The sequence below is a fragment of the Herbidospora galbida genome (assembly GCF_005233835.1).
GTDB lineage: Bacteria > Actinomycetota > Actinomycetes > Streptosporangiales > Streptosporangiaceae > Herbidospora > Herbidospora galbida.
The window spans coordinates 1-12,738 of record NZ_SZQA01000084.1 but is presented as its reverse complement, the minus strand read 5'-3'; the positions used below and the strand labels follow the sequence as shown (position 1 = coordinate 12,738).

Annotated in this window: 11 protein-coding genes; 5 read left to right on the top strand and 6 right to left on the bottom strand. The window is 71.5% G+C overall.

All coding sequences use genetic code 11. The features are described from left to right. Both FDA94_RS38395 and selA read right to left on the bottom strand, forming a co-directional pair. Positions 1–918: GTP-binding protein (locus FDA94_RS38395; protein WP_170991318.1), on the bottom strand; the 918-nt coding region annotated here is incomplete at its 3' end. Then, on the bottom strand, positions 909–2,207 hold the full coding sequence (gene selA, locus FDA94_RS38390) for an L-seryl-tRNA(Sec) selenium transferase (RefSeq protein WP_137251932.1): 1,299 nt from the start codon (positions 2,205–2,207) through the stop codon (positions 909–911). The genes selA and FDA94_RS38395, both read right to left, overlap by 10 nt. 48 nt (positions 2,208–2,255) lie before the next feature. On the opposite strand from selA, the gene selD reads away from it, so the two are divergent. Next, a complete protein-coding gene (selD, locus tag FDA94_RS38385; RefSeq protein WP_212735699.1) occupies positions 2,256–3,239 on the top strand; it encodes a selenide, water dikinase SelD in 984 nt (327 codons plus the stop codon). Here selD and FDA94_RS38380 read toward each other — a convergent pair. Then, entirely contained in the window at positions 3,232–3,945 is a 714-nt protein-coding gene (locus tag FDA94_RS38380; protein ID WP_137251930.1) for a FadR/GntR family transcriptional regulator, read from the bottom strand. The genes selD and FDA94_RS38380 overlap by 8 nt on opposite strands. 201 nt (positions 3,946–4,146) lie before the next feature. On the opposite strand from FDA94_RS38380, the gene FDA94_RS38375 reads away from it, so the two are divergent. Genes FDA94_RS38375 through FDA94_RS38365 form a run of 3 tightly spaced genes read left to right on the top strand, consistent with a single transcriptional unit; the run spans position 4,147 to position 7,785 of the window. Beyond that, entirely contained in the window at positions 4,147–5,217 is a 1,071-nt protein-coding gene (locus FDA94_RS38375) for a sugar ABC transporter substrate-binding protein (protein WP_170991317.1), read from the top strand. A 38-nt stretch (positions 5,218–5,255) separates the two neighbouring features. Continuing rightward, on the top strand, positions 5,256–6,758 hold the full coding sequence (locus FDA94_RS38370; RefSeq protein WP_246060386.1) for a sugar ABC transporter ATP-binding protein: 1,503 nt from the start codon (positions 5,256–5,258) through the stop codon (positions 6,756–6,758). Beyond that, on the top strand, positions 6,751–7,785 hold the full coding sequence (locus FDA94_RS38365; RefSeq protein WP_137251928.1) for an ABC transporter permease: 1,035 nt from the start codon (positions 6,751–6,753) through the stop codon (positions 7,783–7,785). The genes FDA94_RS38370 and FDA94_RS38365 overlap by 8 nt, the downstream gene beginning before the upstream one ends. 27 nt (positions 7,786–7,812) lie before the next feature. Here the strand turns inward: FDA94_RS38365 and larE are convergent, their stop codons facing one another. Genes larE through FDA94_RS38350 form a run of 3 tightly spaced genes read right to left on the bottom strand, consistent with a single transcriptional unit; the run spans position 7,813 to position 10,628 of the window. After that, complete coding sequence (gene larE / locus FDA94_RS38360) at positions 7,813–8,622, bottom strand: ATP-dependent sacrificial sulfur transferase LarE (protein ID WP_137251927.1); 810 nt, start codon at positions 8,620–8,622, stop codon at positions 7,813–7,815. Next, a complete protein-coding gene (locus FDA94_RS38355) occupies positions 8,615–9,325 on the bottom strand; it encodes a FadR/GntR family transcriptional regulator (protein ID WP_137251926.1) in 711 nt (236 codons plus the stop codon). The genes larE and FDA94_RS38355 overlap by 8 nt, the downstream gene beginning before the upstream one ends. A gap of 10 nt (positions 9,326–9,335) precedes the next feature. Beyond that, positions 9,336–10,628, bottom strand: a complete 1,293-nt coding sequence (locus FDA94_RS38350; protein WP_137251925.1) for an enolase C-terminal domain-like protein — start codon at positions 10,626–10,628, stop codon at positions 9,336–9,338. Between the two features lie 303 nt (positions 10,629–10,931). Between FDA94_RS38350 and FDA94_RS38345 the strand changes: the two genes are divergently transcribed. Next, the coding region (locus FDA94_RS38345; RefSeq protein ID WP_137251924.1) for a glycoside hydrolase family 95 protein at positions 10,932–12,738 on the top strand (1,807 nt) is incomplete at its 3' end.

Genomic DNA, 12,738 nt, shown 5'->3' with positions numbered 1-12,738 from the left:
CCGGTCGCCGACCCGCAGGGGAAGCGGCCGGGGCAGGGTCACCCGCACGGTGTCGTCGCCGAGGGCGCGCAGCCGCGCGGGCTCCGCCGCCGTGCCGACGTGCCAGGTCACGTGCTCGGGCGGACGGTCCGCGCCGGAGACCCGGACGTCGAGCACCCGCACGTCGAGCCAGCGCCCGGGGGTCACCAGCGGATGCCCGCGCCGGGGCCGCGCGCCGCCGCGCAGGTTCACCGCGACCCGGGCGGGGGCGGCGACCTCGGCCTTCGCCTCGTTGAGACTGTGCAGGCCCCGGACGCGCACGTCGTCGTCGCCGAGCCGGAGCGCGTCGCCGACCCGGATCACCCCGGCGCCGAGCGTCCCGGTGACGACGGTCCCCCGTCCCTCGACGGTGAAGACGCGGTCGATCCACAGCCGCACGTCCGCCTCCGGGGCCGGGTCGGCCGGCGGTATGGCGGCCAGCAGGGCGCGCAGGTCGTCCAGGCCGTGTCCCGTGACCGCGCTGACGGCGGTCGTCGGCACGTCCGCGAGGGTGGTGCCGCGCAGCCGGTCGCGGCAGTCGGCCAGCACCGGTCCGGGGTCGGCGAGGTCCGACCGGGTGACGGCGAGCACGCCCCGGCCGACGCCCAGGGCATGCAGGATCTCCAGGTGCTCCTGCGACTGCACCGACCAGCCGGCGTCGGCCGCCACCGCGAACAGCACCGCCGTGACCGGGCCGACCCCCGCCAGCATGTTGCCGACGAAGCGCTCGTGGCCGGGCACGTCGACGAAGGCGAGGTCCTCCGTCCACACGTAGCCGAGGTCGATGGTCAGGCCGCGCCGCCGCTCCTCCTCCCACCGGTCGGGCTCCATCCCGGTGAGCGCCCGCAGCAGCGTGGACTTCCCGTGGTCGACGTGCCCGGCGGTGGCGATCACCCGCACGCGGCCACGACCGCCCGCGTCACGGCGTCGAAGAGGTCGTCGTCGCGGTGCGGTGCGACCGCGCGCAGGTCGAGCAGGCAGCGCCCGCCCTCGACCCGGCCGACCACCGCCGGACGGCCCGTCCGCAGCGGCCCGGCCAGTGACCCGGCCACCGCCACCGCCGCGCTGGGCAGCGCGACGCCGGGCGCTCCCCCGCCCCCGACGGCCGCCTCGGTGTCCACCGCGTCGGCCTTCACACCCGCCTCGGCCAGCCGTCGCACCAGGTCGCCGGCGCGGCGGCGCAGGACGGCCGGGTCGGCGGCCAGCGCCTCGCGGGCCGGGTTGGCCGCGTGGGTGAGCGTGGCCTCCAGGGCCGCGAGGGTCAGCTTGTCGACCCGCAGGGCCCGCGCCAGCGGGTGGCGGCGCAGCCGCTCGACCGCCTCGGCCCGCCCGAGCAGCAGGCCGCACTGGGGGCCGCCGAGCAGCTTGTCGCCGCTGGCCGTGACCAGGTCGGCGCCCGCGCGCAGCCACGTCGCCGCGTCGGGCTCGTCCGGCAGCAGCGGTTCCGGCGTGAGCAGTCCCGAGCCGATGTCGGCGACCAGCGGCACGCCCAGCCCCGTCAGTTCGCCGACGGACGGCGTCGCCGCGAAGCCCTCGATCCGGTAGTTCGAGGGATGCACCTTGAGCACGAACCCGGTCGCCGGCCCGATCGCGCCGGCGTAGTCGGCCACGGACGTGCGGTTGGTGGTGCCGACCTCGCGCAGGCGGGCGCCGGTGGAGGCCAGCAGGTCGGGCAGCCGGAAGCCGTCGCCGATCTCGACCAGCTCCCCCCGGCTGATCACGATCTCCCGCCCCTGGGCCAGCGCGGTCGCGGCCAGCACGAGCGCGGCGGCGTTGTTGTTGACGAGGTGCACCGCCTCCGCGTCCGGGACCGCCCGCGCGAGCGCGGCCAGCGCCGCCCGGCCGCGCCGGGCCCGGCGCCCGGTCTCCAGGTCGAACTCGACGTCGGTGGTCCCGGCCGCGCCGCGAACGGCGTCCAGGGCGGGGGCCGAGAGCGGGGCCCGGCCGAGATTGGTGTGCAGGAGCACCCCGGTGGCGTTGATCACCTCGCGGGGCCCGCCGCCCGGCAGCGACCGCACCACCTCGTCGGGCACGTCGGCGGGGCTGATCTCGCCGTCTCTCGCCCGTCTCTGGGCCGCCCGGACGGCCTCCCTGACGGGGCCGCGTCCCATGAGCTCGACGTACGGGGCGAGGCGGGGATCGTCCAGGAGCGCGTCGGTGCGCGGGATGTGGCGCCGCGAGTCGGTCACGATAAATCGGGATATACCAATCCGCTGATCCGCGCAATGATCCCGATCATGGTGAGACTGACCCAATACGCCCAAGGCGGCGGCTGCGCGTGCAAGATCCCACCGGGCGAACTCGAGGACGTCCTGACGGGTCTCGGCGTCACCCCCAAGGACCCGGCCGGAGAACTGCTGGTCGGGCTGGAGACCGGAGACGACGCCGCCGTCGTCCGCGTCGAGGGCGGCACGGCGATCGTCTCCACCGCCGACTTCTTCACCCCCGTGGTGGACGACCCCTACGACTGGGGCCGCATCGCCGCGGCCAACGCCCTGTCCGACGTGTACGCCATGGGCGGCCGCCCCCTCATGGCGCTCAACCTGCTCTGCTGGCCGCGCGAGACCCTTCCGTACGACCTGGCCCGCGAGGTCCTGCGCGGGGGCGCGGACGTGGCCGCGCTGGCCGGCTGCCACGTGGCGGGCGGCCACAGCGTCGTCGACGCCGAGCCGAAGTACGGCATGGCCGTCACCGGCCTCGCCGATCCGGCCGCCCTGATGCGCAACGACGCCGGTCGCGCCGGACTGCCGCTGTCGCTGACCAAGCCGCTCGGCCTCGGCGTCCTCAACAACCGTCACAAGGCGACGGGCGAGGTGTTCCCCGAGGCCGTCGACGTCATGACGCGGCTCAACGCCGCCGCGAGCGAGGCCGCGATCAGGGCCGGGGTGCGGTGCGCGACGGACGTGACCGGGTTCGGGCTCCTCGGTCACCTGTTCAAGCTGGCCAGGGCCTCGGGCGTGACGGCCGTGGTGGACAGCGCGAAGGTGCCGCTGCTCGACGGGGCGCGGCAGGCGGTCAGGGACGGGTTCGTGCCCGGGGGCTCGCGCCGCAACCTCGGCTGGGTGGCGCCCCACATGTCGGGCGGGACCGACGAGGAGACGATGCTCCTGCTGGCCGACGCGCAGACCTCCGGTGGGCTGCTGATCGCGGGCGAGGTGCCCGGCGCGCAGGTGATCGGCGAACTGGTGCCGAGGGGTGAGCGCCCGATCGTGATCAGATGACCCGCTCGCCCGGTTCGGGCGCCGCCGACCGCACCAGGTTCTCCCGCAGCCAGGTCTCGGTCGTGCTGACGTGCATGAGCGCGGCCGCCTGGGCGAGCACCGCGTCGCCCCGCTCCAGCGCGTTGTAGATGGCGACGTGCTCGGAGACGGTGCGGCCGGCCACGTTGCCCTCGAGCACCCCGCGCCAGACCCGGGCCCGTACGGTGCGGCTGGCTATTCCGACGAGCAGGGCGCACAGCGCCCGGTTTCCGGTGGCCTCGAACACGGCGCGGTGGAAGGCGTCGTCGTGGTGGGTGAGCAGCTCGACGTCGCCCTGGGCGGCGACCATGGCGTCGAGGTGCCTCTGGAGCTCCGCCAGCTGGACCGGCGTGATGCGGGTGGCCGCCAGGCTGGTGGCCACCGGCTCGAACAGCCTTCGCACCTCGGTGATCTCCAGCAGGTCGTCTCCCTGCATCATCTCGACCGCGACGCCGACCCCCTCCAGCAGCAGCGCGGGGTCGAGCGAGGTGACGTAGGTGCCGTCGCCCCGCCGCACCTCCAGCACGCGGGTCGTGACCAGGGAGCGGACGGCCTCGCGGAGGAGATTGCGGGACAGGCCCAGTGACGCGGCCAGGTCCTGCTCGGGAGGCAGCCGGGCTCCGGGAGGGAGCGTCCCATCCTTGATGAGCTGCCGGATGCGGACGATCGCCTGCTCGGTCAGAGACATAGGTGCATCCTGCCCCGAATGCCCGTCCGCCGGGAAACCCGAGACAGACATGTGATGTTCGGCGCCGAATCAGCATCGGACTTCCCGGGCATTCTGACATAAACGCAGGTGATCGCGTTTATGTCCAAGAGCTCTAGACACCGACATGGTTTGGGTCATAGAAAGACATCCCATGTCCGGCGCTCACCTCAAGGAGTGACGATGAGAATCAGACGCTTACCCGTCGCCGTGACGTTGTCAATGGCGGCCTGTCTGCTGACGGCGTGTGGCGGGGACGAGACCCCGGGGCAGGCGGCGACCAACGCCCCGGCGAAACCGGTGATCGGGGTCGACTACCCCCGGTCCGACACCGACTTCTGGAACTCCTACATCAGTTACGTGCCGAAGTTCTCCGGCGAGCTCGGCGCCGACCTGAAGACCACCAACTCCCAGAACGACATCGCCAAGCTCACGGCGAACGTGCAGAGCCTGGTCAGCCAGGGCATCCGCGGCCTGGTCATGGCGCCGCAGGACACCGCGGCGGTGGCCCCCACGCTCCAGCAGCTGGAGGGCAAGAAGATCCCCGTCGTCCTGGTCGACACCCGGCCCGACACCGGCAACGCCTTCATGGTCGTCCGCGCCGACAACCGCGCCTACGGCGAGAAGGCCTGCCGCTACCTCGGCGAGAAGCTGAAGGGCGCCGGCAAGGTCGTCATGCTGCAGGGCGACCTGGCCTCCATCAACGGCCGCGACCGCACCGAGGCCTTCAACGAGTGCATGACGCAGAACTACCCCGGCATCAAGGTCTTCGGCGAGGCCACGAACTGGGACGGCGCGGTCGCCTCGCAGAAGCTGTCGACGGTGCTGACCGCCAACCCCGACGTCAAGGGCGTCTACATGCAGTCGAGCTTCGCCCTGTCGGGCACCCTCCAGGTGCTCAAGCAGCGCAACCTGCTGGTCCCGCCGACCGACCCGAAGCACGTCTTCGTCGTCTCCAACGACGGCATCCCGCAGGAGCTCAAGGACATCGCGGCGGGCAACATCGACGCGACCGTGTCCCAGCCCGCCGACCTCTACGCCAAGTGGGCGCTGGAGTACACCAAGGCGGCGATCGAGGGCAAGACCTTCGCCCCGGGGAAGACCGACCACGACAGCACCATCATCGAGGTCCGGCCGGGCCTGCTGGAAGACCAGCTCTCCGCCCCGCTCGTCACGCTCGACGGCGGCACCTACGGCGGCATTCCCAGCGTCAAGCACGACGACAAGTCGCTCTGGGGCAACAACCTGAGCTGAGAGGCACGACGATGGGCGCTTCCACGAGCCCTTCCTCCGTGACCGGCCCCATCGCCGAGGCGGAGCGCATCACCAAGAGATACGGCGAGACCGTGGCGCTGGACGGCGCCCACATCACGATCATGCCGGGCGAGACGCACGCCCTCGTCGGGCGCAACGGCGCGGGCAAGTCAACCCTGGTCTCCATCCTCACCGGCCTGCAGGAACCCGACGAGGGGGAGATCCGGTTCGCCGGGCGGCCGGCGCCCCGCCTGTCGGAGCGGAACGCCTGGCGGGAGCGGGTCGCCTGCGTCTACCAGAAGTCCACGATCATCCCCGAGCTGACCGTGGCCGAGAACCTCTACCTGAACCGCCACGACCACAACGGCCTGCGGCTGGTCAGCTGGAAGAGCATGTGGAAGAAGGCGGCCGACCTGCTGGAGGCCTGGTCGGTGGACGTGGACGTGCGCCTGCCGGCCAAGGAGCTCGGCGTCGAGCAGCGGCAGTTCGTCGAGATCGCCAGGGCGCTGTCCTTCGGCGCGCGGTTCATCATCCTGGACGAACCCACCGCGCAGCTCGACGGAGCGGCGATCGCCCGCCTCTTCGACCGGATGCGGGCGATGCGCGAACAGGGCGTCACCTTCCTGTTCATCAGCCACCACCTCCAGGAGATCTACGAGATCTGCGACACCGTCACGGTCTTCCGCGACGCCCGGCACATCCTCACCGCGCCGGTCATGGAACTGCCCCGGGGAGACCTGGTGGCCGCCATGACCGGGGAGGCGGCGGGCCTTCAGGAGAGGAAGGCCCGCCCCTCCGTCCCCCCGGACGCCGACGTGATCCTGGACGCCCGCGGGCTGACCGACGGCGACCTCTACACCGGCGTCGACCTGCGCGTGAGGGCCGGAGAGATCGTCGGGCTGGCCGGCCTCGGCGGCAGCGGGAAGACCGAGCTGGCCGAGACCATCGCGGGCCTGCGGGCGCCCCGCGAGGGCACGGTCGAGGTCGCCGGGCGCCGCCCGCGGGCCGGCAGCGTGCCCGACTCGCTGGCGGCGGGGGTCGGACTGGTCCCCCGCGACCGCCACCACCAAGGGCTCATCCCGTTGATGTCGATCGCCGACAACACCACGATGACCGTGCCGGAACGGCTCGGCACCGCCGGGCTCGTGAGCGGCCGCCGCCGCGACGACCTGGCCCGCGAGATGATCACGAATCTGGCCATCAAGACCCCCGGCCCGGAGTTGCCCGTCAACGGCCTGTCCGGGGGCAACCAGCAGAAGGTCGTGATGGCCCGCGCCCTGGCGAGCGACCCCCGCCTGCTCGTGCTGATCACCCCGACGGCGGGTGTGGACGTCCGGTCGAAGGAGTTCCTGCTCGCGAAGGTCGAGGAGATCGCCGGGAAGGGCACCGGCGTCGTGATCGCCTCCGACGAACTGGACGATCTGCGGCTGTGCGACCGGGTGCTGGTGATGTTCCACGGCCGGGTCACCACCGAACTGGCCGCCGGCTGGCACGACCACGAGATGGTGGCGGCCATGGAAGGAGTCGAGCTCGATGCCTGAGACCACCGCCGCCCCCGCGGAGACCGGGCGGCCTTCGCCGAAGGGGCCGGGGAGGTCGCCGTCGGGGCTCCGCCTGGCGCGGCTGCGCGACTTCGCGCTCGTACCGGCGATCATCGCGATCGCGATCGTCGGGCAGATCGTCCATCCGATCTTCCTGCAGGCCGACAACCTGATCAACATCCTGCAGACCATGTCGGAGATCTCGCTGCTCGTCCTGGCGCAGGCGCTCGTGCTGATCGTCGGCAAGATGGACCTGTCGCTGGAGTCGACCTTCGGCCTGGCGCCCGGCGTGGCCGCCTGGCTGACGGTCGCGGTCGGGACCGGGTCGGGGCTCGGGCTGCTGTCCGGCTTCTGGGCGATCCCCATCACCCTGGCGGTCGGCGTGCTGGTCGGGGTGGTGAACGCGCTGTTCATCGTCCGCTTCGGGCTCAACGGGTTCATCGTCACCCTGGGCATGCTCATCGTGCTGCGGGGCCTGCTCACGGGCATCTCCGGCGGGCAGACCTTCTTCAACCTGCCGGAGTCGATGACCTACTTGGGGTCGGCGATGTGGTTCGGCGTGCCCGCCTCGATCTGGATCTGCCTGGCGCTGTTCGCGGTCGGCGTCCTGGTCATGGGCTTCACCGGGTTCGGCCGCTCGCTGTACGCCATCGGCGGCAACGTCGACGCCGCGAAGGCCGCGGGCATCCGCACCGACCGGGTGCTGTGGATCACCCTGATCACCGCCAGCGTGCTGGCGGCGATCGGCGGCCTGCTGCTCACCGGGCGGCTCGCCTCCGTCGCCGCCGCGCAGGGCGACGGGGCGATCTTCACGGTGTTCGCCGCCGCCGTCATCGGCGGGGTCAGCCTCAACGGCGGCAAGGGCACGGTGTTCGGCGCGTTCACCGGCATCTTGCTGCTCTACATGATCCAGAACGTCCTCACCCTCGCCGGCGTGCCGGCGCAGTGGATCGAGGCGCTCAACGGAGCGATCATCCTCACCGCCCTGGCCCTGTCGCGGCTGACCGGCGGCAAGACGCAGGAATGACGCTCCCGTGATCTCGCGTCCGGGCGCCTACGACGGCAGCAGAGGGAGCAGCGCGTTGAGGCGTCCGGACGCGAAGCCGGACAGGTCGAGCGAGCAGAAGGTGAAGCCGGCGCCGCGCACGGCGGCGTCGATGCGCTCGCGCGCCTCGCCGGCGCGGAGGATCTGGTCTCTCGGGACCTCGATCCGGGCGAGGGTGCCGCCCGCGTGGGCGCGCACCCGGCACACCGGGAAGCCGAGGTCGCGCAGCGCCGCCTCGGCGGCCTCGATCCTGGCCAGCACCTCGGTCGTGACGGGGTCGCCGTAGCTCACCCGCGAGGCCAGGCAGGGCGCGGCGGGCTTGGCGGCGGTCACGAGGCCGAGTTCCGCGCTGGCCGCGCGCACGTCGGCCTTGGTCAGCCCGGCGTCGACCAGCGGCGTGATGACGCCGCGTTCGGCGGCGGCCCGCTGGCCGGGCCGGTGGTCGCCCAGGTCGTCGAGGTTGGTGCCGAGGGCGACGGCGGCCCCCATGGCCGCGGCCAGCGGGGTCAGCGCGTCGAACAGCGCCGACTTGCAGTGGTAGCACCGGTCGCGCCCGTTGGCGGTGTACTCGGGCCGGTCGAACTCGTCGGTGCAGACCTCGACGTGGGCGAAGCCGTGCGCACGCGCGAAGGCGCGCGCGGCGGAGCGCTCGGCCGAGGCCAGGCTCGGGGAGACCGCGGTGACCGCCAGGGCCCGCCTGCCCAGCGCCCGGCCGGCGGCGAAGGCGAGCAGGGCCGAGTCGGCGCCGCCCGAATAGGCGACGACGACCGCCTCCTCCTCGCGCAGCCGGGCCGTCAGGCGCTCGACGGGATCACTCATGGTTGTCCTCTCTGAAGTCACGGGAGCCGGCCAGGCTCTCTTCGACGCCCAGAACGTGCATCGCGGCGTGGATGCGGGCGCGCTCGGGGTCGCGCGCCAGCAGCGCCAGATAGACGGCGCGGTGCTCCCCCAGCGTGCGCTGCACGGCCTCCGGGTCGGTCATGCCCCGCCAGATCCTGGCCCGGACCGTGCGGCCGGACATGTTCTGGATGACGGCGGCCAGCACGGCGTTGCCGCAGTGGGAGGTGATCAACGCGTGGAAGTCCTGGTCGAGGGCGACCAGCTTGCCGTGGTCGATCTCGGGCCCCGAGGCGAGGCGCTCGGCCTCCTCCAGCAGGTTGCCCAGGGCGACGAGGTCGTCGTCGGGGATGCGGACGGCCGCCAGGGCCGTCGCCTCCGCCTCCAGGATCCGCCGTACGTGCAGGAACTCCCCCGCGCCCGCGTGCTGGTGGATGTCGGCGACGAAGCTCATGCCGTCGAGCAGCAGCGCCGGGGACAGGCTGGTGACGTAGGTGCCGTCGCCCTGCCGGGTCTGCAGGACCCGCATGGCGATCAGCGCGCGCACGGCCTCGCGCAGGGTGTTGCGGGCGATGCCGAGCTGGTCGGCGAGCTCTTTCTCGATCGGGAGTTTCTGGCCCGGACGCAGCTCGCCGTCGACGATCATCTGCTTGATCGTGTCGATCGCGCTCTCGATGACTCCCACGCCACCATCCCTACTGCTTCGCCCACTGCGGGCCATCAGGGTAGCGGTAGGCCTCGACGGAGTCCGGGCGCATCTGGGCGCTGTAGCCGGGCGCCTCGGGCAGGCGGTAACGTCCCCCGCCCACCCGGACCGGGTCGGTGAAGTGTTCGTGCAGGTGGTCGACGTACTCCAGGACGCGTCCCTCCAGGCTGCCGCTCACGCAGACGTAGTCGATCACCGACAGGTGCTGGACGATCTCGCACAGCCCGACGCCCCCGGCGTGCGGGCACACCGGCACGCCGAACTTCGCGGCCATGAGCAGGATGGGGATGATCTCGTTGACCGAGGCCAGGCGGCACGAGTCGATCTGGCAGAAGTCGATCGCCTCCGCCTGGAGGAGCTGCTTGAACATCACCCGGTTGTGGCAGTGCTCCCCGGTGGCCACGCCGACGGGGGCGACCGCCTTGCGGATGGCGGCGTGGCCCAAAACGTCGTCGGGGCTGGTCGGCTCCTCGATCCACAGCGGCTCGAAGGCCGCCAGCCGGTTCACCCAGGAGATGGCGTCCGGCACGTCCCACACCTGGTTGGCGTCGATCATGAGGTTGCGGTGGCCGAGCTCCTCCCGGGCGATCGAGAGCCGCCGTACGTCGTCGTCGACGTCCGCGCCGACCTTGAGCTTGACGTGCGTCCAGCCGTCGGCCACCGCCTCCCTGACCAGCTGCCGCAGTTTGCCGTCGTCGTAGCCCAGCCAGCCGGGCGAGGTGGTGTAGGCGGGGTAGCCGTGCTCGGCCAGTTCGGCGACGCGCTCCTCGCGCGTGGGGTGCAGCCGCGCGAGCATCTCGACGGCCTCGGCGGGGGTGAGCACGTCGGACAGGTAGCGGAAGTCGCACGCCGCCACGATCTCCTCCGGCGTCATGTCGGCCACCAGCCGCCACAGCGGCTTGCCGGCCCGGCGGGCGGCCAGGTCCCAGGCGGCGTTCAGCACGGCGGCGGCGGCGAGGTGCACCACGCCCTTCTCGGGCCCGAGCCAGCGCATCTGGCTGTCGGCCATGATCTCACGGTAGAGGCCGCCCAGGTCGGCGGCGAGGGCGTCCACGTCGCGGCCGGCGAGGCGGGCGGCGATCTGGCGGGCGGCGGCCACGCACAGGTCGTTGCCGCGTCCGATGGTGAAGGTCAGGCCGTATCCCGTCAGGTCGTCGTCGGTGCCGAGGACCACGTAGGCGGCGGAGTAGTCGCCGTCGGGGTTCATCGCGTCCGAGCCGTCGAGGGTGGCGGAGGTGGGGAACCTGACGTCGATCACGTCCACTGAGGTGATCGTCGGCATAATGATCTCCAATTGATCGGATGAATATGGGTTAGACGGTAGGCCCCGTCCGATACGGGGTCAACAAACCCGGCGACTTAACCCGATGAATCTGGTCACATACGCCAGGACGACGCACAGCAGCCCGTTCGGTCCGGTGAGGGGGCGCGGACGCCCACCTTCGAATCCAATCAATCCCATGTCTCTCCATGATCATGTGGTGAAAGAGGGCAAATGTCGGTCCTCACAACGGCTATTGACCCTATTAATCCCATGTTTGTAACCTGACGGTCACCTGACCCCCTGGCAAGGGAGTACCGAGAGATGTCTGACTTATCCCGCAGGCAGGTGCTGCGATTCGGCGCGGCCGGAGCCGCGATCCTGCCCCTCCAGTGGACGGCGGTCGCCCGGGCCGCCGCCGCGCCGCCGCCCGAGGCGGGCGACCTGGCCCTGTGGTACGACGAGAGCGCCGGCACCGACTGGCTGCGCGCCCTCCCGATCGGCAACGGCCGCCTGGGCGCGATGGTGTTCGGCAACGTCGACGTGGAACGCCTGCAGCTCAACGAGGACACCGTCTGGGCCGGCGGGCCGTACGACCAGAGCAACACCCGGGGTGCGGGGGCGCTCGGGCAGATCAGGCAGCTGGTGTTCCAGAACCAGTGGAGCCAGGCCCAGAGCCTGATCGACCAGAACATGCTGGGCGGTCCCGCCGGTCAGTTGGCCTACCAGACCGTCGGCAACCTGCGGCTCACGTTCGGCAGCTCCAGCGGGGTCTCGGAGTACAACCGCTATCTGGACCTGACCACGGCCACCACCGTGACCACCTACGCCCAGAACGGCATCCGCTACCGCCGCGAAATCTTCGCCAGCTTCCCCGACCAGGTCATCGCGATCAGGCTGACCGCCGACCGGGCCAACGCGATCAGCTTCTCCGCCACGTTCGACAGCCCGCAGCGCACGACCCGGTCCAGCCCCGACGGCACGACGGTGGCCCTCGACGGCATCTCAGGGAACTTCGAGGGGATCTCGGGGCAGGTCCGCTTCCTCGGCCTGGCCCGCGCGATCGCCGAAGGCGGCAACGTCAGCAGTTCGGGCGGCACCCTCCAGGTGACGGGCGCGACCAGCGTGACCGTGCTGGTGTCGATCGGGTCGAGCTACAAGAACTACCGCGACGTCAGCGGCGACTACCAGGGCATCGCCCGGAACCATCTGAACGCCGCCGCCGGGCGCACGTTCGCCGACCTCCGCAGCCGTCACGTGGCCGACTACCAGACGCTGTTCAACCGCACCACCCTGGACCTCGGCCGCACCTCGGCCGCCGACCAGCCCACCGACGTGCGGATCGCCCAGCACAACAGCGTCAACGACCCCCAGTTCGCCGCGCTGCTGTTCCAGTTCGGCCGCTACCTGCTCATCTCCTCCTCCCGGCCCGGCAGCCAGCCGGCCAACCTGCAGGGCATCTGGAACGACTCCCTCACCCCCTCCTGGGATTCGAAGTACACGATCAACGCCAACCTGCCGATGAACTACTGGCACGCCGACACCACCAACCTGGCCGAATGCTTCGACCCGGTGTTCAAGATGATCAGCGACCTGACCGTCACCGGGGCGCGGACCGCGCAGGCGCAGTACAACGCCGGCGGCTGGGTCACCCACCACAACACCGACGCCTGGCGTGCCACCTCAGTCGTCGACGGCGCTTTCTGGGGCATGTGGCAGACCGGCGGCGCCTGGCTGGCCACGCTGATCTGGGAGCACTACCTGTTCACCGGTGACGTGGACTTCCTGCGCACCTACTACCCCGCCATGAAGGGCGCCGCCCAGTTCTTCCTCGACACCCTGGTGCAGGAACCGAGCCTGGGCTACCTGGTCACCAATCCGTCGAACTCGCCGGAGCTGGGGCACCACAACGGCGTCAGCGTGTGCGCCGGACCGACGATGGACAACCAGATCCTGCGCGATCTGTTCAACGGGTGCGCCCAGGCCAGCCAGACCCTCGGCGTGGACTCCTCCTTCCGCACCCAGGTGCTGGCCGCCCGCGACCGGCTCCCCCCGATGAAGACGGGCTCGCGGGGCAACATCCTGGAATGGCTGTATGACTGGATCGAGCCGGAGACCAACCACCGCCACG